The 20,445-nt window shown below is 65.0% G+C and carries 22 protein-coding genes; 14 read left to right on the forward strand and 8 right to left on the reverse strand.

Annotation, left to right across the window (positions count from 1 at the left end; all coding sequences use genetic code 11):
- The 6 genes from AYK61_RS20660 (at position 1) to AYK61_RS20685 (ending at position 4,492) form a co-directional block, all read left to right on the forward strand.
- The gene (locus tag AYK61_RS20660) at positions 1-561 is read left to right on the forward strand and encodes a hypothetical protein (RefSeq protein WP_121872204.1); all 561 of its coding nucleotides are present in this window, start codon (positions 1-3) and stop codon (positions 559-561) included.
- On the forward strand, positions 558-1,157 hold the full coding sequence (locus AYK61_RS20665) for a signal peptidase I (RefSeq protein WP_121872205.1): 600 nt from the start codon (positions 558-560) through the stop codon (positions 1,155-1,157). Before AYK61_RS20660 ends, AYK61_RS20665 begins: the two co-directional genes overlap by 4 nt.
- Positions 1,154-1,663, forward strand: a complete 510-nt coding sequence (locus AYK61_RS20670) for a hypothetical protein (protein ID WP_121872206.1) — start codon at positions 1,154-1,156, stop codon at positions 1,661-1,663. Before AYK61_RS20665 ends, AYK61_RS20670 begins: the two co-directional genes overlap by 4 nt.
- A complete protein-coding gene (locus tag AYK61_RS20675; RefSeq protein ID WP_121872207.1) occupies positions 1,663-2,295 on the forward strand; it encodes a SipW-dependent-type signal peptide-containing protein in 633 nt (210 codons plus the stop codon). The genes AYK61_RS20670 and AYK61_RS20675 overlap by 1 nt, the downstream gene beginning before the upstream one ends.
- A gap of 3 nt (positions 2,296-2,298) precedes the next feature.
- The gene (locus tag AYK61_RS20680) at positions 2,299-3,963 is read left to right on the forward strand and encodes a signal peptidase I (RefSeq protein ID WP_259468134.1); all 1,665 of its coding nucleotides are present in this window, start codon (positions 2,299-2,301) and stop codon (positions 3,961-3,963) included.
- An 88-nt stretch (positions 3,964-4,051) separates the two neighbouring features.
- Positions 4,052-4,492, forward strand: coding sequence for an LGFP repeat-containing protein (locus tag AYK61_RS20685; protein ID WP_121872209.1), 441 nt, complete (start codon positions 4,052-4,054; stop codon positions 4,490-4,492).
- A 68-nt stretch (positions 4,493-4,560) separates the two neighbouring features.
- Here the strand turns inward: AYK61_RS20685 and AYK61_RS20690 are convergent, their stop codons facing one another.
- Complete coding sequence (locus tag AYK61_RS20690; protein WP_121872210.1) at positions 4,561-5,085, reverse strand: methylated-DNA--[protein]-cysteine S-methyltransferase; 525 nt, start codon at positions 5,083-5,085, stop codon at positions 4,561-4,563.
- 91 nt (positions 5,086-5,176) lie between these two features.
- Here AYK61_RS20690 and AYK61_RS20695 point away from each other — a divergent pair, with 91 nt between their 5' ends.
- Positions 5,177-6,658, forward strand: a complete 1,482-nt coding sequence (locus AYK61_RS20695; protein WP_121872211.1) for a PLP-dependent aminotransferase family protein — start codon at positions 5,177-5,179, stop codon at positions 6,656-6,658.
- An 81-nt stretch (positions 6,659-6,739) separates the two neighbouring features.
- Here the strand turns inward: AYK61_RS20695 and AYK61_RS20700 are convergent, their stop codons facing one another.
- Entirely contained in the window at positions 6,740-7,816 is a 1,077-nt protein-coding gene (locus tag AYK61_RS20700; RefSeq protein ID WP_121872212.1) for a CaiB/BaiF CoA-transferase family protein, read from the reverse strand.
- A 94-nt stretch (positions 7,817-7,910) separates the two neighbouring features.
- On the opposite strand from AYK61_RS20700, the gene purT reads away from it, so the two are divergent.
- Both purT and AYK61_RS20710 read left to right on the forward strand, forming a co-directional pair.
- Positions 7,911-9,107: a formate-dependent phosphoribosylglycinamide formyltransferase gene (purT, locus tag AYK61_RS20705; RefSeq protein WP_121872213.1), complete on the forward strand. Its 1,197-nt coding sequence runs from the start codon at positions 7,911-7,913 to the stop codon at positions 9,105-9,107.
- Positions 9,108-9,131: 24 nt separating this feature from the next.
- The gene (locus AYK61_RS20710; protein WP_121872214.1) at positions 9,132-9,614 is read left to right on the forward strand and encodes a DUF456 domain-containing protein; all 483 of its coding nucleotides are present in this window, start codon (positions 9,132-9,134) and stop codon (positions 9,612-9,614) included.
- Between the two features lie 20 nt (positions 9,615-9,634).
- Here AYK61_RS20710 and AYK61_RS20715 read toward each other — a convergent pair whose 3' ends face one another.
- Positions 9,635-10,369, reverse strand: a complete 735-nt coding sequence (locus AYK61_RS20715) for an amidohydrolase (protein WP_187298632.1) — start codon at positions 10,367-10,369, stop codon at positions 9,635-9,637.
- Positions 10,370-10,436: 67 nt separating this feature from the next.
- Here AYK61_RS20715 and AYK61_RS20720 point away from each other — a divergent pair, with 67 nt between their 5' ends.
- A complete protein-coding gene (locus AYK61_RS20720) occupies positions 10,437-11,306 on the forward strand; it encodes an SMP-30/gluconolactonase/LRE family protein (protein ID WP_183130378.1) in 870 nt (289 codons plus the stop codon).
- 67 nt (positions 11,307-11,373) lie between these two features.
- Here AYK61_RS20720 and AYK61_RS20725 read toward each other — a convergent pair whose 3' ends face one another.
- On the reverse strand, positions 11,374-12,759 hold the full coding sequence (locus AYK61_RS20725; protein ID WP_121872217.1) for an FAD-dependent oxidoreductase: 1,386 nt from the start codon (positions 12,757-12,759) through the stop codon (positions 11,374-11,376).
- 295 nt (positions 12,760-13,054) lie between these two features.
- Here AYK61_RS20725 and AYK61_RS20730 point away from each other — a divergent pair, with 295 nt between their 5' ends.
- The 4 genes from AYK61_RS20730 to AYK61_RS20745 are packed head-to-tail and all read left to right on the forward strand — an operon-like array spanning position 13,055 to position 16,147.
- Positions 13,055-13,915 (forward strand): TauD/TfdA family dioxygenase, encoded by an 861-nt coding sequence (locus AYK61_RS20730; RefSeq protein ID WP_121872218.1) that lies wholly within the window; start codon positions 13,055-13,057, stop codon positions 13,913-13,915.
- Positions 13,916-13,949: 34 nt separating this feature from the next.
- A complete protein-coding gene (locus AYK61_RS20735; RefSeq protein WP_121872219.1) occupies positions 13,950-14,477 on the forward strand; it encodes a hypothetical protein in 528 nt (175 codons plus the stop codon).
- A gap of 36 nt (positions 14,478-14,513) precedes the next feature.
- Entirely contained in the window at positions 14,514-14,927 is a 414-nt protein-coding gene (locus tag AYK61_RS20740; protein ID WP_037190430.1) for a rhodanese-like domain-containing protein, read from the forward strand.
- Positions 14,924-16,147, forward strand: a complete 1,224-nt coding sequence (locus AYK61_RS20745) for an O-succinylhomoserine sulfhydrylase (protein WP_121872960.1) — start codon at positions 14,924-14,926, stop codon at positions 16,145-16,147. The genes AYK61_RS20740 and AYK61_RS20745 overlap by 4 nt, the downstream gene beginning before the upstream one ends.
- Before the next feature lie 105 nt (positions 16,148-16,252).
- Here AYK61_RS20745 and AYK61_RS20750 read toward each other — a convergent pair whose 3' ends face one another.
- The 4 genes from AYK61_RS20750 to AYK61_RS20770 all read right to left on the reverse strand — a co-directional run bounded on the left by AYK61_RS20750 (position 16,253) and on the right by AYK61_RS20770 (position 20,375).
- A complete protein-coding gene (locus tag AYK61_RS20750; protein WP_121872220.1) occupies positions 16,253-17,326 on the reverse strand; it encodes an isochorismate synthase MenF in 1,074 nt (357 codons plus the stop codon).
- On the reverse strand, positions 17,326-18,084 hold the full coding sequence (locus tag AYK61_RS20755) for an HAD-IIA family hydrolase (protein WP_068053998.1): 759 nt from the start codon (positions 18,082-18,084) through the stop codon (positions 17,326-17,328). Before AYK61_RS20755 ends, AYK61_RS20750 begins: the two co-directional genes overlap by 1 nt.
- A 122-nt stretch (positions 18,085-18,206) precedes the next feature.
- Positions 18,207-18,527, reverse strand: coding sequence for a WhiB family transcriptional regulator (locus tag AYK61_RS20760; RefSeq protein WP_310886838.1), 321 nt, complete (start codon positions 18,525-18,527; stop codon positions 18,207-18,209).
- 177 nt (positions 18,528-18,704) lie between these two features.
- Positions 18,705-20,375, reverse strand: a complete 1,671-nt coding sequence (locus AYK61_RS20770) for an HNH endonuclease signature motif containing protein (RefSeq protein ID WP_121872223.1) — start codon at positions 20,373-20,375, stop codon at positions 18,705-18,707.
- Positions 20,376-20,445: the final 70 nt, after the last annotated feature.

The raw sequence follows: 20,445 nt of genomic DNA on the forward strand, positions 1-20,445 counted from the left end.
GTGACGAACAAGCACGGTCGTTATTGGGCGCTCGCAGCCGCGTCCGTCGCTGTGGTGGTCTTCGGATCAGCACAGTCGACGGGCGCGCTGTGGCGTGACGAGCAGATCGTTGCCGGCGGGACCATCAACTCCGGCACCTTGGACATCGAGGTCGGCCCGAACGGAGCGGAAGTGAACGATTACGTTCTCGCTGCACTCGGTTCGGCCAATCTCGGACCGAACGGTTTCTCGCAGGCACCGCTGTCGATTCGGAACTCCGGCAACGTACCGTTCGACTTTCGGCTGCAGGGAACCACGTCGACCGGAACAGTCCCTCTTGTCTTGACTGCGACAATTGTTGCGGCCGAGACGAATTGCCCGGCGTCAGGTACACCGACGGGTCCGACGACACAGTTGTACAGCGGAAGTGCCAGTGGCGCGCAAGCTCCGGTGCCACCGGCGGCCAGACTGTTGGCCGCAGGTGCCCGCGAAGTGTGGTGCTTTCGGCTCGCCGTCGGTGCCACTCCACCGCAGAGCGCGTCGTCGACGGTGACGTTCTCGTTCCGGGCGGACCAGACATGAATGCCGACGACGACACGGACGTGATCGACACCGTGACAGACGTGTCCGAGGAGAACCGGACCGGTGTCTGGTGGTGGGTGAGCCGGATCGCGTCGTACACGCTCCTGGCGGCGATGTTGTTCGTTCTCGGGGTGACCGTCGTCGTTCCGAAAGTCACCGGTTCGACGCCGTACACGATTCTCACCGGCTCGATGAAGCCGTCGTACCCACCGGGAAGTCTGGTTGTGGTCAAGCCCGCAGCTGCAGACGAACTCGAGGTAGGTACTGCGATCACCTATCAAATCCGTTCGGGCGAGCCCGAAGTGGTGACTCACCGCATCGTGGCGACCCAGCAGAGCGGACGAGGTATCACCACCTATGTCACACGCGGGGACAACAACGGATCCGACGACGAGAACCCGGTGCAGATCGGGCAGATTCGCGGAAAAGTCTGGTACTCGGTGCCGTACATGGGCTACGTCAACAACTGGCTCAACGGTGAACAGCGAAAGATCACAGTGACCGTCATCGTCATCGGATTGGTCGGGTATGCACTGTTCATGTTCGTCGGGGCCGGTGTCGATCGCCACCGGAGCCGGAAGGAGCAGTCGCCTTGAGACACAGCGCCTTTGTCGCCTGCACGGCCGTCTTCGCGGGCGTCGCAGTCGTGTTGTTCCTCGGTGCCGGATCGACCCGCGCGCAGACCGTCAAGTACAGCGACGACGGGAGGGAGTGGGCGTCGACCCTTCGAAGCGCATTCTTCGACAACGATATTCGGTGGGTTCCCGGAGACGCGCGTGAATCGCAGTTCCACGTGTTCAACGACACCGACCGGGACGGACGGCTCTGGCTGACCTTCGACAGCGACAACCCGGCGTTCCTCCGATCCCTGAGCGTCTCGATCGGCGGCGGCGAGCTGGCCGAATCGTGCGCGTGGATCGACCTCGCGGCCGGGCAGAAGAAGCGCATCGACGCCACGATCACGATGGCCGAAGCTGCCGGAAACGACACCCGTTCCTCCTCTGCTGCAGTCGATCTCGTTGTGCAGTGGGACAACAGCAACAGCGCCGAGTGCCCGGTGTCATCGGGTGCGCGGACGGATATGGAAGGGGCGCAGCCCTGATGTCGCGTCACAGTGACACCGCCGGTCCGAGGGCGGTTCTCCGCCGAACAGGCTCCGCGCTCATCAGCGCACGCGCCCGGGCCATCATGTCGATCGGCATCGTGCTCGGCCTCGGTGCGGTGGGAACCCTTGCTGCGTGGTCGGATACGGCGACGGCGACGTCGGGTGTGTTCACGACGGGCAGGCTCGATATCAAGGTCGGCGACCCTGCCATCGACAACAACCCGCCGGCGTTCACCACGACGCTGGCCAATCCTGCGATCTGGCCGGGAGATACCGTCGCGGCCGGGCTTCTGGTGACCAACGACGTCGGTTCGGTCGCCAATTCCTACACTATTTCTGTTCTGGCCAGCAATGCCACTCTCGGGAATCTTCTCAACTCTTCGGTGCACTCCGGTGCGCCTGTGTCCGGCGCATGTGGTGGAAGCCCGATCAGCACGGTGACGGGACTCGGAACATCGAAGGTCTTCCCCGGTCTGAATCGGTCACTGATTGCGCGGCCAACAGCCGCCATCATCGCTGGGCAGACCGATCAACTGTGCATCAGCGTGACCATGCCGGCAGGGACAGCTCAGCCCAATCCCGTTGCCACCGGCACTATCACGTACACCATCACCGCGACGTCGACGTAGATCATGTCCGATACCCACGCAGCCACCCCCATGCGATCTCGCCCGCGTCTGCTTCGCGAGATCGCTCTGACCGTCGGCGCTGTCGCCGGGCTCGTCTGTGTGCTGTTCGCACTCGCGGCCGTGTTCTTCGGCATCACCCCCTTGATCTTCCGTTCCGGGTCCATGGCCCCGGCTATCGACACCGGCGCTCTGGCGCTGAGCAAGACGACTCCGGTCGCGGACATCGAGGTCGGCGACATCGTCAAGGTGACCAACGCGTCGGGAACAGGAATCACCCACCGCGTGGTCGAGATCGGGGCGGTCGGAACCGATAGTGCACAGCTGTTCCTCAAGGGTGACGCGAACGCTGAGCCCGATGCCGAGAGCTACGTGGTGTCCGAGGCCGATCGTGTGTTCTTCAGCGTCGGGAAACTCGGCTACGCGGTCACCTGGCTCAGCGGCCCGGTCGCAGTGTTCATCGGTGGCATCGCCGTCGGCGTACTTCTCATGACCGCGTTCGGATTTCGTAGGCCGACGGTGGAGTCCCCTGCGCAGCCCGACGACGACGATCGACTGCAGGAACCGCCCAGTGGGCGGCACAGCGCCCAGGGACGCGGGACGTCCACCCTCGGTGTGGTGCTCGCGCTGGCGGCCATCTCGGCAGTGGGCATCAGTGCCTCGAACACTCCGACAACCCTTGCTGCGGGACAAGATACGGCAACGGCCCTCAGCGGCACCTTCACCACGGCCCTGCCGATTCCAGCACCGCTGTCGCTGACTTGTACGAATGCAGAGCGGGGGCTTCTCGGTGCGATTCGCTTCGTGAATCTCACCTTCCCATCACGGGGGGCGCAGTACACCTACCAGTTGACATTGAAAAAGGCTGGTGAAAACGACCGTGAGTTCGCGGTAGCCGGGACTGCTGCTACCGGGGTGGTCATCACTCAAGCAGTGGAGAACGGAGCACTCCTGCAATTGCTACCGCTGCCGCTGGCCCCGGTGCTCGACGGCGTCTACACCGCATCCATTCGAACCAAATCGGGCACGAGGTTCTCGCAGCCGAGCCCCACTGCGAACATAACGATGAACAACGGTCTTCTCATCGGCCTGGCTGCCAGTGCTCGTTGCGGAGGCACCCCGGCTGCCGCTCGCAGCGCCCCACGAGCGATCGTTCCGGAGACCACGACACAGGCCCCCACGGCGACGTCTCCGCTTGTTCCGGACTCGACGCTCGCACCGGCCCCGACCACGACGGATCCGTCGCTCACCGAGGAGTCTCCGGCTCCGCCACCGGTCGAGGTTCCGCCGACCACGACCACCCCGTCGTCCACCACCGACACGCCCGCTGCTGCCCTACCGGAGGAGGTCACCACCCCGCCTGCTCCCGCGGCTCTGTCCGCCCCGGTGGCTTCGCCGTCGGGTGCGTCGACTGCCCGGGTCGTCGACATCGACGGCGCTCCGACTCTGCAGATCGTCGACGCCACCGGAGCAGTCCAGTACAGCGCCCCCGCCACGTCCAGTGAGGCCTACGGCTACGGCGTCAACTGGTCGGCCGGTGATCAGCTGTGGCTACTCGGTCCCGATGAGCTCGTTCGTCTCGACGGCACCGGCGGTTCGTGGTCGCGGTCGGTGATCGATCCGGCAGATGTGGATCGGATTCCGGCGGATATTCTCGCGTTGCTGAATTAGCGCCGTCACATATATGTCCGAATCGAACTGCGCATATGCTCACCGGCGTGGATAATTGCGACCAGGTATAGCGACGGAAGGTCGAGCGATGACTGAAAATTACAACGGATTGGAAGTTTTCAGCTACCAATTCGATCGCTTCGCATACGAACATCCCTGGATCGGCGCTCAGGCCGGTGAATTCATGCTCGGCCCCGAGGGCGGGGGAATGCTCGAATTCACGCACGCTACCGTGTTCGCTCTTCCCGAAGGTGGCGCCCACGAAGTGCACGGTCCGATCCTGGACTGGTACCTCGGTCACGGGGGACCCTATGGCGCACTTGGTTATCCGATCAGCAACGAGCGTCCGACGCCCACCGGATCAGGTCGGTACAACCTCTTTCAACGCGGTGCTATCGGGTGGCTTCCGGATGTGGGTGCATTCACCATCGGTGGTCGGCGCGAAGAATCCGATGTCACCCCGGGGCCGGAAGCCGTATTGGTGTCAGCAGTCGACGCTCCTATCGCGGCTCTCGGTATATCTGCCTGAAATCCATTCTTCTTCCCCGTTTCGGGCGGTTTATTCGGTCGAGCAGTTTCAATCGTTGAGGTAGTAATTCAGAACAACGTCGGCTCGTCGAATCCCGGGACCCCTTCGATACCGAGAATCTTTTGTTTGGTATTCGTACCACCCGGTGCCGAGAAGCCGCCGACTTCCGTGCCTGCGCCGAGCACCCGATGGCACGGGACGATGATCGGCACGGGGTTACGTCCCAACGCGCCACCCACGGCCTGGGCTGCACCGGGGTGGCCGAGCCTGCGGGCGATGTGGCCGTAGGTGAGTGTCGCGCCCCGGGGAATCCCGCTACATACGGTGTACACCGAGGCGTCGAACTCCGAGACTTGGAGCAGCAGCGGAATCGGGCTCATGTCGACGGTCCGTCCATCGAGCAGGGCGACGATTCGCCCGATCGCGTCGGCCGCGAGCGCGTCGACAGGCCCTTCCGCTGCGCCGAAGCCGGTCAGGTAGTCCAACAGCGCCTCATCCGACGGTTCGGGCAGGGCGACGGCGACCACTCCGTCGTCGGTCCACGCGATGCCGCAACGGCCGATGGCGGTGTCGAAGAGCGTGCTGCTCGGCATCGGTCCATTATCCACCTGGCCCCGAGCGGCAGTCCAGTGGAATGCGCAATGGACTTGAATGTTCGAGGCCAGTGGGCGAATACTGGTGGGCATGGCTTCGAGAGTCCTCAACGCAACGTCACTGGCCCGCGATCTCGGCAGCTGGCGCGGCGACGCGTCCTCGGACGGATCCGGTAGGCGCAAGGCGTCGCGTCCGACGTATCGCGCGTTGGCCGACGGCGTTCGACTACTGATTCACGACGGTCGCATCCCGCTCGGCGTCGGTCTGCCCAGTGAGCGTGATCTGTCGGCGGCCCTCGATCTCAGTCGCACCACCATCACGTCCTCGTACTCGGTACTGCGAGACGAGGGTTATCTGATCAGCAAGCAGGGATCGCGCAGTACCGTCGCCCTCCCCGCTGCACCCACTCCCAATGGAATGTTGATTCAGTCGACTTCGCCCTCGGGTCCGGTCGTGGACATGTCCCACGCTGCGATGGCAGCGGCGGACGGCACCATGACCGCCGCGTACGAGTCTGCGCTGCAAGCACTTCCGACGTATCTTCCGACGCACGGCATGGAGCCCATCGGTCTGGCGGTGCTGCGGGAGGCCATTGCGCAACGCTTCGTCGAGCGTGGCCTGCCGACGACGGCCGATCAGATCATGGTGACTTCCGGTGCACAGCAAGCAGTTCGGCTACTACTGGGCACCTTGACCTCGCCCGGCGACCGGGTGCTGATCGATCACCCGACCTACCCCAACGCCCTCGAGGCCATCAGGCGGGTCGGTGCGCGTCCCGTTCCGGTGCCGGTACGTCCGGCCGACGGCGACTGGGATCTCGACGGGATTCGCAGTGCAGCACGGCAAACGGCCGCCAAGGTCGCGTATCTGATTCCGGACTTCCACAATCCCACCGGGCAGGTGCTCGGTGCCGAGGGGCGGGCCGAACTCGCACGCATCACCCGCGACACTCGTATGACGCTCATCGTCGACGAAACGATGGTGGACCTGTGGCTCGACGCCCCGCCGCCGCCGCCGGTCGCGTCGTTCGGGCGGGTCTCGGGGTCGGACATCGTCACGATCGGCTCGGCATCCAAGTCGTTCTGGGGCGGCCTGCGCATCGGCTGGATCAGGGCGCATCCGTCGCTCGTCTCGCAGTTGGCAGGCTCGCGGGCAGCGCACGACCTCGGCACCTCGATCATGGATCAGTTGGCGTCCTCGTTCCTGCTGCAGGACGCCGAATCCGCGCTCGAGCTCCGTCGATCGCAGCTACGTGAGCGCCGCCACGTCCTCGAAGATGCTCTGGCCGAACACCTTCCGGACTGGCGCTACCGACGCTCCGAGGGCGGCATGTCGCTGTGGTTGCAGCTACCCGCGCCGGTGTCGAGTGCGCTCGCCGCCACCGCGCCCGCATTCGGCGCAGTGCTGGCGGCAGGCCCGCGATTCGGCGTCGAGGGTGCGTTCGAGCGTCATATCAGGTTGCCGTACACCCGTGAGCCGCAGGAGCTTCGGGCCGCGGTGATGGCCACGGCTGCTGCGTACCGTGCCCTCGCGCCCAGCGCCGAATCGGAACAGCCGGCCCTGGTGTTCTGAGCAGCGGTGTTCCGACCGCGAACTCGAAGTTGTGGACGGAGATCAGCCGAAAAGCGTCCATAACTTCGAGTTCGGCACCAGTCAGCTCCAGACCGAGGCGATATCGGTTGCTGCGGCGGGCGGTGGCGTCGGGACTCCGTTTTCGGTGCGGGAGAACCGCGGTGCCGGGCGGTGCTGGGTGACGCCACCGATGTCGATGAGGGAGTCGCGATCCTTCATGTGCGGGTGGTTCGGGGCCTCGGCGAAGGTGAGGACCGGCGATACGCAGGCGTCGGTGCCGTCGAAGATCGCGGCCCAGTCGTCGCGGGTCTTGGACAGGAACGTCTCGGTGAACTTCTCGCGCAGCTCGGGCCAGCGCGACTTGTCCATCTGCGGCGGCAGGTCCGCGTCGGCGAGGCCCAATCCGGTGAGCAACTGAGCGTAGAACTGTGGCTCGAGCGAGCCGACTGCCATGTACTGGCCGTCGGAAGTCTCGTAGGTGTCGTAGAACGGTGCGCCGGTATCGAGCAGGTTGGTGCCGCGGTCGTCGCTCCAGGCTCCGACGCCACGCCAGGCCCAGATCATGTGCGAGAGTGCGGCGGTGCCGTCGACCATGGCCGCGTCGACCACCTGTCCCTGTCCGGAGTTCTGTCGCTCGTAGAGGGCCGCCATGATGCCGAAGACCAGGAACATCGAGCCGCCGCCGAAGTCGCCGACCATGTTCATCGGTGGGACGGGCCGCTCGCCCTCGCGGCCGATGGCGTTCAGTACGCCGGTGACGGAGATGTAGTTGATGTCGTGGCCTGCGGTCTGCGCCCAGGGGCCTTCCTGACCCCAGCCCGTCATGCGGCCGTAGACCAGGCGCGGGTTGCGGGCGAGGGCGGCGTCGGGTCCGAGGCCGAGGCGTTCGGTGACGCCGGGGCGGAAGCCCTCGATCAGCACGTCGGCGCGTTCGACGAGTCCCAGCACCTTCTCGATGTCGGCCGGGTCCTTGAGGTTGGCCTCGACGATGGTGCGGCTGCGCAGCTGGTGGTCGTGGGGAGAGATCTGCCCGGCACGCTGCACGCGTACGACGTCTGCGCCGAGGTCTGCCAGCAGCAGTGCGGCGTGTGGGCCGGGCCCGATGCCTGCGAGTTCGACTACGCGGAGCCCTGCGAGTGGTCCACCAGTGTTCGACACGTTATTGCCTCGTTCCGACTCGTCACCTGCGAATGTGAATGGAGACTAACTTGTACTAGGTCGTCCAATCGATCGGGGTGTGGATAATAGGGCTGTGACTGCCCCAGATCCCGTCCGTATCGGTACTCCGCTCACTCCCGGGGCCACCCGGGTGATGCTGCTCGGCTCGGGTGAGCTGGGCAAAGAGGTGATCATCGCGTTCCAGCGCCTCGGCGTCGAGGTGATCGCCGTCGATCGCTACGACAACGCCCCCGGTCATCAGGTGGCCCATCACGCGTTCACGATCGACATGAGCAACCCCGAAGAACTACTGGCGCTGATCGATTCGCAGCAGCCGGATTTCGTGGTGCCGGAGATCGAGGCCATAGCCACCGATGCCCTGGCCGAGGTCGAAGCGCGCGGCAGGAGCGTGGTGATCCCGACGGCTCGCGCGACGCAGTTGACCATGAACCGTGAGGGCATCAGGCGTCTCGCAGCCGAGGAACTCGGGCTGCCGACGTCACCGTACGCGTTCGCCGACTCGCTCGAAGACGTGCGAGATGCCCTGTCCACCATCGGTTTTCCCGCCGTCATCAAGCCCGTCATGTCGTCCTCGGGCAAGGGGCAGTCCGTCGTTCGCAGCGAGGCCGATGTCGAGGCAGCATGGGAGTACGCGCTCAAAGGTGGTCGCGTCGACCTCGGTCGCGTCATCGTCGAGGGATTCGTCGATTTCGATTACGAGATAACACTTCTCACGGTCCGGGCGACCAACGGAACCTCGTTCTGCGAGCCGATCGGGCACCTACAGGAATCGGGCGACTACATCGAATCCTGGCAACCGCAACCGATGTCCGACGCGGCCCTGGCCGGTGCGCGCGACGTTGCCGAGCGCATCACGACGGCGCTCGGTGGGCGCGGGTTGTTCGGCGTCGAACTGTTCGTGCAGGGCGACAACGTGTACTTCTCCGAGGTGAGTCCGCGGCCGCACGATACGGGCTTGGTGACGCTACGTACGCAACGGTTCTCGGAGTTCGAGCTGCATGCCCGCGCCGTTCTGGGTCTGCCGATCGACACAACGCTGCTTTCGCCCGGTGCGTCGGCCGTGATCTACGGCGGTGTCGATGCCGAGGGCATTCACTTCGATGGTGTCGCCGATGCGCTTGCTGTCCCCGAGACCGATCTTCGCCTGTTCGGTAAGCCGACGAGTTTCGTCAGGCGTCGGATGGGCGTTGCGGTGTCGACGGCCTCGGACATCGAGACGGCGCGAAGCCGGGCACGCGAGGCAGCGGGCAAGGTTCACCCCGCCGTCTGAACCGACACAGGGCACACTGAGCCCATGAGCGTGTTCGGTGAGGTCCTGGTCGGCCTGGTGATTCTGGTGGGCCTCGTCGGTATCGTCGTCCCGATTCTGCCGGGCACCATCTTGATCTTCGCGGCCGTCGCAGTGTGGGCGTGGGTCACCGGCGGAGCAGCCGCCTGGACGGTGTTCGCGATCGCCACGGTGCTCTTGGTTCTGAGCGGCGTCGTGAAGTACACCTGGCCGGGCCGGCGCATGCGGGAGGCCGGTGTGCCGATGCGATCGCTGATGATCGGCGGACTGCTCGGCATCGTCGGATTCTTCGTCATCCCCGTCGTCGGACTGTTCATCGGCTTCATCGCCGGCGTCTACGTGGCCGAGGTGCCCAGGCATCGCAATCATTCCGAGGCATGGAGATCCACCGTGCACGCCACCAAGGCTGCCGGGCTGTCCATCCTGGTGGAGCTGTTCGGCGCGCTGCTCGCCTCGGCAGTGTGGCTCGGCGGAGCTCTGTTCGTCTAAGGGTCAGGGGCCCTGCTGATTCAAGGGACGCGATACCAAGCCCGGGCGTTGGCGTCGAGCACCGCCGGGAGATCGCCGCCGACGGCGTGAGAAATGATGTCGATGTCGGTCTCGGAGAACGGACGCGGGGCGCGGGTGCCCGGTAGATCGGTGCCGAACATCAACGCGGCCGGATTCACACGATGAATCTTCTGCAGCGTGTCGATGATGTCGAGGTCCACCCGGCCGAATCCCGTTGCCTTGACGCGAACTCCGCGATCGACCAGATCGAGTAGATACGGCAGGCCCTGCGTCGAGAGGCCCAGGTGGTCGATGCTCACGGCCGGTAGTTTCGCGAGTATCGGTTCGAGCGAGAGCAGCAGGGACGCATCGACGTACAGCTCGGCGTGCCACCCCACCAGATCGTGGACACGGCGCGCCGCAGTGGTGAGCATCTGAAGATCCGTTTCGCCGCGTTTGAGGTTGAACCGCATTCCTCGCACGCCCGCGTCGTGCAGCGCGACGATGTCCTCGTCGGAACATTCCGGATCGAGCTGAGTGACGCCGACCCAGCCGCGTCCCAGGGTCTCCAACGCGGCCAGCAGGTAGGTCTGATCGGTGCCTTGGAACGATCCCGAGATCACTGCGCCGCCGGTGATACCGAGCCCGTCGACGTCGTAGAGGTAGTTCGAGATGGTGTACGGATCGGGCAGGAAACCGTGGTTCTCGATCAGCGGAAACTTCGGGTCGATGATGTGTAGGTGGGCGTCGAACACGGGCCCCAGCATGCCAGCTCACGCATTCGGCGTCGCGGCCACCGTTCGCGGTGTTTGAATTCGAAACATGAAACCGGAGACCACAGTCGTTCTCGATGGATACACCTACTTCGAATGTCCGCGATGGCACGAGGGGAGGATCTGGGTATCGGACTTCTACTCCCATCGCGTCGTGTCCGCCCTCGAGGACGGCTCCGACGTCCGAGTCGAAGCCGAAGTGCCCAACCAGCCGTCGGGCCTGGGATGGTTGCCCGACGGGCGCCTGCTGATCGTGTCGATGCGCGACTACAAGTTGCTACTGCGTGAGCACGACGGCTCACTGACCGTGCACGCCGATCTGTCGACGTATGTGCGGGCGAATCTCAACGACATGCTCGTCGACGCGCAGGGCCGCGCGTACATCGGCAACTTCGGCTTCGATCTGATGAACTTCGCGCCCGTCGAGACGGCCGACCTGATTCGCGTCGACCCGGACGGTTCGGCGCACGTCGTGGCGTCGGATCTGTACTTCCCCAACGGGATGGCGTTCACGGCTTCGGGCGAACTGCTCGTCGACGAGACGGTCGGCAACCGGGTCAGTGCCTTCGACATCGCCGAGGACGGATCGCTGGGGGAGCGGCGCGACTGGGCGAAGTTCGGCGACCTACCGACGTCGACGGACATGGCGACGGCCATCGGTGAGGTCAAGGTTGCCGCCGACGGATGCTGCATCGACACCGACGGCACGATGTGGATCGCCGACGCGCTGGGGCAGCGAGTGCTGCACGTGGCACCGGGCGGGGAGATTCTTCAGCAGCTCGATTTCGATCTCGGGGTCTTCGCCTGCGGACTCGGCGGATCCGACGGCCGCACGCTGTTCGTCTGCGCTGCACCGGATTTCAACGAGCATCAGCGCAAAATCGAAACCGAGGGAAAGTTGCTGGCGGTTCGCGTGTAGTGCGCTCCGCGCAGTGGTGTGGTTATGTGCCGCAGAGGGCACTCAACCACACCACTGCCGCAGGCACTCAGGCCTTGTCGGGCTCGGATGCCTTGAGCATGTCCTCGCGCTCGACGACCTTCACGCGCTCGCGGCCCTCGGGCTCACCGAGTGAGCGCTCGTGCGCGTCGAGGCGGTACCAACCGTCCCAGGTGGTGAAGGGAACCTGCTTGCCTTCGAGGAACGAGGTGACGGCATCGAGATCCGGCTCGGCCGCGCCGACGAAGCTCGGTGCATCCTCGAGCAGATTCGCGACGGTCTCGTTGGCGTCGCCCTTGGTGTGGCCGATGAGGCCGACGGGTCCGCGTTTGATCCAGCCGGTGACGTACGTGGCCGGAACGGGCGTGGTGGACGACGGGGACTCGACGACGCGGCCGGCCTCGTTGGGGATGGTGCCTGCTTGTTCGTCGAAGGGCAGCTGGCTGATGTTCTGGCTGAGGTAGCCGACGGCGCGGTAGACGGCTTGGACGTCCCAGTCGTTGTACTTTCCGGTGCCCTTGACGTTGCCGGTGCCGTCGAGCTCGGTGCGCTCGGTGCGCAGACCGACGACCTTGCCGTCCGCGCCGAGTACCTCGTGCGGTGACTCGAAGAAGTGCAGGAACAGCTTGTGCGGGCGAGCGCCGACGTCGCGGATGGCCCAGTCCTGCAGGGTGTTGGCGACCATGTCGATCTGCTTGGAGCTGCGGCGGGCCTGCTCGGAGCCCTCGTCGTAGTCGATGTCCTCGGGGGCGACGATGACCTCGATGTTGGGTGAATGGTCGAGCTCGCGTAGCTCGAGCGGGGTGAACTTGGCCTGAGCCGGTCCACGACGACCGAAGACGTGCACCTCGACGGCCTTGTTGGCCTTGAGGCCTTCGTAGACGTTGGCCGGGATCTCGGTGGGGAGCAGTTCGTCACCGGTCTTGGCGAGGACGCGTGCGACGTCGAGGGCCACGTTGCCGACGCCGAGGACGGCGACCTTCTCGGCGTCGAGCGGCCAGGTGCGCGGCACGTCCGGGTGGCCGTCGTACCAGGAGACGAAATCGGCGGCGCCGTAGCTGCCCTCGAGGTCGATTCCGGGGATGTTCAGGGCGCGGTCCGCGTTGGCACCGGTGGAGAAGATGACGGCGTCGTAGAACCGGCGCAGGTCGTCCAACGTGATGTCGGTGCCGTAGTCGATGTTGCCGAGCAGGCGAACCTGCGGCTTGTCGAGCACCTTGTGCAGGGCGGTGATGATGCCCTTGATACGCGGATGATCGGGAGCCACGCCGTAGCGGATCAGCCCGAACGGCGCAGGCATGCGCTCGAAGAGGTCGATGCTGACGCCCGGTCCGCTGACACTGTGGTCGGACTTCATGAGCGCGTCGGCGGCATAGATGCCTGCCGGTCCGGCACCGACGATGGCGACGCGGAGTGGACGAGTCTGATCGGTCATGTGCAGCGAGCTACCTTCTTCGAGGGAAGTGCGGACACCCCAGCATAAATTAAGGACAACCTGAGCTGGGGCACTGGGCAACTTGCCGGATTTCCCGGTTTCCGGTAGGAATTGCTCTGTGGAGACGACATACCTGGTCCGACGGTTCACCGTCGACTTCTGTCGTACCTGCACCAACATGTGTTGTCGGTGACAAGACCCGACGCCCTTCCCCTCCTCCAGTAGGACGGGACCCCTCTCTCGACGGCAACGCTGCCGAAGATCAGCGCCCGGCCGTGCACGGATTCGAGGACACATGACCACCCTGGAACAGACCGCCACGCTCACCATCGACAAGCTCGGCCCGTCGTTCGGTGCCGAGGTCATCGGCCTCGACGTCGCCTCGGCGACCGACGCGCAGATACACGCCGTGGGCCGCGCCCTCGTCGAACACAAGGTCCTCGTGCTGCGCGGGCAGTCTCTCGACGACGCGGGGCACATCGAATTCGGTCGCAGGCTCGGTGATCTCACTGCGGGCCACCCGGTGCACGACAGCGGACACGTCGCCCCCGAGGTCTACGCCCTCGACAGCCAGGACAACGGTTTCGCCGACGTCTGGCACACCGACGTCACGTTCATGGAACGCCCGCCGATGGGTTCGATCCTGCGTCCGGTCGTCCTGCCACCGCACGGTGGCGACACCAACTGGGCCGACAGTCAGCTCGCCTACGAATCACTGTCCGCGCCGGTTCGCACGATGATCGATGGACTCACGGCAATGCACGACGGCAACCGCGAATTCGGCTACTACCTCGCGCAGAAGCGCGGCGGAAAAGGCAACGTGTGGGACGGCAAGGAAGTCACCGCACTGGTCCCCGTCGAACATCCCGTTGTGCGAGTCCATCCTGAAACCGGCCGCAAGGGGCTGTTCGTCAATCCGGGTTTCACCTCCCACATCGTGGGTGTGTCGGAAGCCGAGAGCCGCGGAATCCTGGATCTTCTGTACGCGCACCTGACCAAACCCGAACACATCGTGCGGCACCGCTGGCGGCTGGGCGACCTGGTGTTGTGGGACAACCGCAGCACCTCGCACTACGCCAATCGCGACTACGGCACCGAGCACCGCAAGATGCACCGCATCACGTTGCGAGGAGACATCCCCGTCGGACCCCGGTAGTGCCCGACCCGTCGGATCGAGGAAGATTGGCCGCATGGCGTCGTGGAGTGAGCGTAGGCAGCAGTGGGTCGACAGTCGTGAGGAAGCGCGCAACAACGCGTCCGAGGCGGCTGCGGACTCCGGTGAGCAGCGTCCGCCCAACGCGTGGCCGTTCATCCTCGCCGTCGGCGTCGTCGTGGTGTTGCTCGTCGGCATCTTCGCGGCCTCGAAGCTCGCACCTGCGGAGGACAACGTGACGCAGGCCCAATTGCTCACCGACAGCCTCGACGGGTTCCTCGAAGCGCAGAACACCGGCGACGCGGAGCTGCTGCGTCAGAACACCTGCTTCGATCAGGTCGAGCGCCTGATTCCGGGTGACGATGCGCAGTACCGAACCGATCGGGCCGGCGAGGTCGAGCGCAACGGCGAAACGTCCATCGACGGTGTGCCGTCCGAGTATCAGGTCAACGGCGACCGCGGAATGGTCACGGTCCCGCTGAAGGAAGAGAAATCCGGAGCGCAGACCGACGACGTGTGGAACTTCGTCCGCGTCGACGACAAGTGGCTGGTGTGCAATGTGTGATGTTGCCGGTGGAACGAATTGCGGAAGGCTGGAACAGTGACGTATGCAGGTGACATAACCCCGGAAGCTGCCTGGGAGTTGTTGCAGAGCAACCCCGAGGCCGTGCTCGTGGACGTTCGTACGCGCGCCGAGTGGCAGTACGTCGGAGTTCCCGACACCTCGGGCATCGAACGCCCGACGCACCTGATCGAGTGGGTCAGCTTCCCCGACGGTGCCCGGAACACCAACTTCGTCGACGACTTGAAAGCAGCAGGCGTCGACGGCGATCGGCCGGTGGTGTTCCTGTGCCGTTCCGGTCAGCGGTCCATCGGTGCCGCCGAGGCCGCGACGGCTGCGGGAATCGGCCCGTCCTACAACGTGCTCGACGGTTTCGAAGGTGCCACCGACGCCGACGGCCACCGCGGTGCCACGGGGTGGCGTGCGGTCGGGTTGCCCTGGAGGCAGTCGTGAGCGGAAATCCGAAAGGCGGCGGATTCGACAAGCCCTTGCCCGACGGCGTGGGTCAGGGAACGCTGGGAGTGCGCGGCGGCCTGATGCGATCCGGTTTCGACGAGAATGCCGAAGCCCTCTATCTTTCTTCGGGTTTCGTCTACGAGAGTGCCGGCGCTGCCGAGCAGGCGTTCACCGGCGACATCGATCATTTTGTGTATTCGCGTTACGGCAACCCGACGGTCAAGATGTTCGAGGAGCGGCTGCGCCTGATCGAGGGGGCCGAGGCGTGCTTCGGGACGTCCAGTGGCATGTCCGCAGTGTTCACCGCATTGGGTGCACTGCTGAAGGCCGGTGACCGATTGGTTGCTGCGCGTAGCCTTTTCGGCTCCTGCTTCGTGGTCTGCAACGAGATTCTGCCGCGCTGGGGTGTCGAGACCGTCTTCGTCGACGGCGAGGACCTCGAGCAGTGGGAGCAGGCATTGTCGGTACCGACGACGGCGGTGTTCTTCGAGACCCCGTCCAACCCGATGCAGTCGTTGGTCGACGTTCGACGCGTCTCCGAGCTGGCACATGCAGCCGGCGCAACGGTGGTGCTGGACAACGTGTTCGCGACGCCGCTGCTGCAGCGCAGCCTGGAACTCGGTGCCGACGTGGTCGTGTACTCGGGCACCAAACACATCGACGGCCAGGGTCGGGTGCTCGGCGGTGCAATCCTCGGTTCCAAGGAATACATCGATGGTCCTGTGCAGACTCTGATGCGGCACACCGGTCCGGCGTTGAGTCCGTTCAACGCCTGGACGCTGCTCAAGGGGCTCGAGACGATGCCGGTGCGGGTGCGGCATTCGGTGAACTCCGCGCTGCAGATCGCCGAGTTCCTCGAAGGTCATCCGTCGGTGCGCTGGGTGAAATATCCCTTCCTACAGTCGCATCCGCAGTACGAGCTGGCCAAGTCGCAGATGTCGGGCGGGGGCACCGTGGTCACGTTCGAGCTCGACGCTCCCGAGGGTGAGGGCAAGAAGCGTGCCTTCGAGGTGCTCGACGCATTGCGCATCGTCGACATCTCCAACAACCTCGGGGACTCCAAGACACTGATCACCCACCCGGCAACCACCACGCACCGAGCGATGGGGCCGGAAGGCCGTGCGGCAGTGGGCATCACCGACGGCGTCGTGCGTATCTCGATCGGCCTCGAGGACACCGAGGATCTGATCGGAGACCTGGACCAGGCGCTGAAGTAGTCGGCACAGCGTACGAATCGGCGCCCCGCGCGAAGATCGACGCCCCGTTCGACGGGTGTGGATCACTGCGCGGGGCGTCGATTGCGTGATGCCGACGAATCGACGTCACTGCTCGAAGACGCTGAGCACCGTTCTGAATTTCGCTGTGGTTTCGTCGAGTTCGGCGTCGGGATCCGAGTCCGCGACGATGCCGCCGCCGGCAGTGGCGGTACCCGAAAGCCCGTCCGCCGAGAGCTCGATGCAGCGAATGGTGACCATCCACTCGCCGTCGCCGCTGCCGTCGGTCCATCCGACGGCTCCGGCGTAGAAGCCGCGGGATCCTTCGACGTTCTCGATCGTGTTCATCGCCGCAGCTCGGGGCACCCCGGCGACGGCGGCGGTGGGGTGCAGCGCCAGCGCGAGGTCGAGCGCGGAGGTCGAGGTATCGGCCAGGGTGCCGACGATGGGCGTCGACAGGTGCCACAGCTGCGGCGTACTGCTCAACTGTGGCGACTCGGGCACCTCGAGTGTCTCGCAGAACGGCGTCAACGCAGCCTTGATCTCGTCGACCACGAAACGATGTTCGGCCTGATCCTTCGCACTGGCCGCCAAGGCTGCGGAGATGCGCGCTTCCTCGTCGGGGTCGGTCGAGCGTGCTGCTGTTCCAGCGAACGGATGGCAGGTGACGATGTTGCCGCGCTTGCGAACCAACAGTTCCGGGCTCGCGCCGACGATGTGCGCGCCTGCCCTGCCTGCGGGCGACAGGTCCGCCAGAAAGCCGTTGCCCATCGGATCGCGCGTGACCAGCGCACTCAACACCGACGCAGGTTCGATCGGCGAATCCGCGGTCACTTCGATGGCCCGTGCGAGCACGATCTTCTCGGCCACACCGGCTTTCACTTGCTCGACGACATCCCGCACTCGCTGCACGTGAACGTCCGGATCGGGAATCTGCCGCGCAACGGTGACAGTCGGTAGCGGTGGCAAGGTATCCGTTGTCATCCAGGGCCCGTCGAGGCGGTAGAACTCCTCCGGCTCGATCAGGGCGGTGGCGTCGGACATGTCGAAAGGGATTGCGCCGACGACGTTTCGGCCCTCCCTCACCGCAGCCACCGCGTCGGCGATATCGGGAAACGCGTGCCGGACGCCCAGCCCGACGACGTGGTGATCCTGGCGGGAGAGAACGAATTCGAGCTTCATCAGAAGGGGTTCTGTGTGCGGCCCACCAGGTCTGCGACGGAATCGAGGACCTTGGTCGGCCGGTACGGATACTGCTCGACGGACTGGACCGTCGAGATCCCGGTGAGAACCAGGATGGTCTGCAGTCCGGCTTCGAGGCCCGAGAGCACGTCGGTGTCCATCCGATCGCCGATCATGAGCGTGTTCTCGGAGTGCCCGCCGATCGCGCGCAGAGCCGAACGCATCATCAACGCGTTGGGCTTGCCCACGTAGTACGGCTCCTTGCCGGTGGCCTTGGTGATCAGCGCGGCCACCGAACCGGTCGCCGGCAGCGAACCTTCGCGGGATGGGCCGGTGGCGTCGGGGTTGGTTGCGATGAAGCGCGAGCCCTTCTCGACGAGACGAATGGCGGTGGTGATGGCCTCGAACGAATACGTCCGAGTCTCGCCGAGCACCACGTAATCGGGGCTCGAGTCGGTGAGCGTGTAGCCGATGTCGTGCAATGCGGTGGTCAGACCCGACTCGCCGACGACATAAGCGCTGCCGCCCGGCCGCTGATTGCCGAGGAACGTCGCGGTGGCGAGAGCGGAGGTCCAGATCGACTTCTCCGGAATGTCCAGACCGGTGAACGCCAGACGGGCCCGCAGGTCACGAGGGGTGCGAATCGAATTGTTCGTCAGCACGATGAACGGAATCTCGTTGGCCTGCAGCTCGGCGAGGAACGTGTCGGCACCGGGAATCAGATGATCCTCGTGGACCAGAACGCCGTCCATGTCCATCAGGTACGTCCACTGCTGAGGCTTCTCGATTTCACTCACCTACGTATTTTAGCTACTTGCTCATTCCGCAGGCTGCACTCGCGCTTTCCCGTCCTCTCACCCCCGCAGGCACCCGCGCGCGGTCAACTCGCCTGTCGCTCGGCGGCACGTCGGGAGTTGGTTCTGAGTAGCTGCCGCTCCCGAGCCGTCGTTCCGCCCCAGACACCGAACGGCTCATTCGCTGCCAGGGCGAATCGTCGGCACGCCTCGATGGCCGTGCACCCGGCGCACACCAGCTTCGCTCGGTCCTCACGTTCCCGGCGAGCGGAGCGCGCTTCGCCGTGCGGAGAGAAGAAGATCTCCGAGTCCTGCCCGCGGCACAGTGCGTCGACCTGCCAGTCCCAGGATTCGACGGCAGGGGAGATTCTGCGCTCGATCATGGCAACCGTGCTGTTCCTCGACATCGTTCGATCGTCACCGGATTCCCGACTGCGCACAACGATTCGAATCAGTGTGATTCGAGGATGGATGGGATATCGCTGCGGTCGCAACCGCCTGGGTTCGTTCCTCGTGTCAACGACGACGCCGGCAGAGATGCACGTGCTGCAGGCAGGGCTGTGCTGTGAGACTGGTTCGGACCGTCAGGCGGGTTGTCGTGGTTCCTCGTCGCCGGACGCGTCGTGGTTGTCGGGTGGGTAGAGGACTTCTTCGGGGTGGTGGGCGTGGTTGATCAGTCCGCGGCGTTTGGGGTCCATCCCGGTTGGTGGGTGCCAGAGGGTGCGGCCCGGGTAGCGATGTCCTGCTGTGGTTTTGGTGGTTGCCCATTTTCCTGGTCCGGTGCCGACGAGTGCGTGGTGCATGTCGCAGCCGAAGGTGAGGGAGTCGATGTCGGTGTTGCCGCCGTCGATCCAGTCGGTGACGTGGTGGGCTTGGCACCAGGTTGCGGGGCGGGTGCAGGAGGGGAAGCTGCAGCCTCGGTCGCGGGCGATGAGCACGATGCGTTGATCGGCGGAGGCGATGCGTTTGGATCGGCCGAGGTAGAGGGCTCTGCCGTGGTCGTCGAAAATGGTCAGGTAGTGGTGGGCGTGGGAGGCCATGCGGATGGCGTCGCGGATGGAGATGCGTGATCCGGTGGCGGTTTTGGCGTATCCGCGGCCGGCTTCGAGATCGCGCAGGGTCATGGTGACGATGGCGGTGACGGGTAGGCCTCGGTGGGTGCCGAGTGTGCCGGAGGCGAGGGTGTGCCGGAGTGCCAGTTTCAGGGCGTCGTGTTGGCGTTCGCGTGGGGTGCGGATGTCACGAGCTGCGGCAGCGTCGTGCGCCGCTGCCTTTTTCTTCGCTTCGGCAGTGTCGTCGGAGTCTGTGCCGCAACCGCATTCGATGCCACCTGCGCAGTTGCCGTCTCCGTCGCAGCCCGACCCACCCCACAGACCTTCATCACTCGCCCCTGCATCCCGGCCTGTCGGGTCGGGTTGCGGCGTAGTGGTGCCGTCGGTCTCGTCGTCGTCGACGATCGGTTTTCCGTCGGCGGGGTTGTACATGCCCGGTTTCGCGGCTTTGGAGAACAAGGCTTCGAGGTAGGCCCGTAGTTCGGGGTCGACGCAGAATTCGCCTTCCGACATGCCGTCTGCACCTTGTTCGCCGAGGTAGAAGAACGCATCCCGTCGCTTGGGCGGCTTCGGCGGTTTCCCGTCTTCGTCGTAGTCGCCGTCGGGGTTGAGGATCGAGTCCAGATTCGCCACCAACGGCGCGAAGTCGTCAGGCCGCCTGGTCGATGCGAAGCCCACCAACTGCTGTTCGGCGAGCTCGCGGGTCTGCGGATCGACGTCCCGGGGCAGGTGCCGAAAGAATTCGCGGATCATCTGGACATGCTTGGCGTCGAGCAACCCCGCCCGAAGCGCAGCAGCGGTGTGCGGCAGCAGCGGCGGCAGTACTTCACCGGAGAAGGAGGTGCGATCCCCCAAATCCGCAGCCAGACGCACTCGTGCGCCTGCTGTTCGTGGGGTGATCCGCAGCATCCATGCCACCGACGACGGCACCGAGCCCGGGTAGATGTCGAGGCCGTGTTGGGTGATCAGTTCGTTGAGCCAGGTGTACGAGTGCGCGGTGACGGACCTGGTGAGCATCTCCATGCGTTGGATCACCGCACGCCGGTCGGCATTGGTCCACGCAACCGACGCCTGCCCGGCCAACTCAGCGACCGCGGACTCGACCCGATTGATCAGCATCGACAGCTCGGGATCGGACACCTCAGGGGCGGGCGGCACCGTCTCGATGCCGTCCACCCCTGATCCGCCGTCCCCCGAAAGCATGAACAGAATCTACCGCGACCCACCGACACACTTTCGAACAGACGTTCCCGGACCGCTCGAGTTGTACGCC

Origin of the sequence: Rhodococcus sp. SBT000017, assembly GCF_003688915.1 — a bacterium.
In the GTDB taxonomy this organism is placed as follows: Bacteria; Actinomycetota; Actinomycetes; order Mycobacteriales; family Mycobacteriaceae; genus Rhodococcoides.

Coding starts and splice junctions, on each gene's coding strand:
- AYK61_RS20665 (WP_121872205.1), top strand. CDS start 558: ATGAATGCCGACGACGACACGGACGTGATCGACACCGTGACAGACGTG.
- AYK61_RS20675 (WP_121872207.1), top strand. CDS start 1,663: ATGTCGCGTCACAGTGACACCGCCGGTCCGAGGGCGGTTCTCCGCCGA.
- AYK61_RS20680 (WP_259468134.1), top strand. CDS start 2,299: ATGTCCGATACCCACGCAGCCACCCCCATGCGATCTCGCCCGCGTCTG.
- AYK61_RS20685 (WP_121872209.1), top strand. CDS start 4,052: ATGACTGAAAATTACAACGGATTGGAAGTTTTCAGCTACCAATTCGAT.
- AYK61_RS20690 (WP_121872210.1), bottom strand. CDS start 5,085: ATGCCGAGCAGCACGCTCTTCGACACCGCCATCGGCCGTTGCGGCATC.
- AYK61_RS20695 (WP_121872211.1), top strand. CDS start 5,177: ATGGCTTCGAGAGTCCTCAACGCAACGTCACTGGCCCGCGATCTCGGC.
- AYK61_RS20710 (WP_121872214.1), top strand. CDS start 9,132: ATGAGCGTGTTCGGTGAGGTCCTGGTCGGCCTGGTGATTCTGGTGGGC.
- AYK61_RS20720 (WP_183130378.1), top strand. CDS start 10,437: ATGAAACCGGAGACCACAGTCGTTCTCGATGGATACACCTACTTCGAA.
- AYK61_RS20725 (WP_121872217.1), bottom strand. CDS start 12,759: ATGACCGATCAGACTCGTCCACTCCGCGTCGCCATCGTCGGTGCCGGA.
- AYK61_RS20730 (WP_121872218.1), top strand. CDS start 13,055: ATGACCACCCTGGAACAGACCGCCACGCTCACCATCGACAAGCTCGGC.
- AYK61_RS20735 (WP_121872219.1), top strand. CDS start 13,950: ATGGCGTCGTGGAGTGAGCGTAGGCAGCAGTGGGTCGACAGTCGTGAG.
- AYK61_RS20750 (WP_121872220.1), bottom strand. CDS start 17,326: ATGAAGCTCGAATTCGTTCTCTCCCGCCAGGATCACCACGTCGTCGGG.
- AYK61_RS20755 (WP_068053998.1), bottom strand. CDS start 18,084: ATGGACATGGACGGCGTTCTGGTCCACGAGGATCATCTGATTCCCGGT.
- AYK61_RS20760 (WP_310886838.1), bottom strand. CDS start 18,527: ATGTCGAGGAACAGCACGGTTGCCATGATCGAGCGCAGAATCTCCCCT.
- AYK61_RS20770 (WP_121872223.1), bottom strand. CDS start 20,375: ATGCTTTCGGGGGACGGCGGATCAGGGGTGGACGGCATCGAGACGGTG.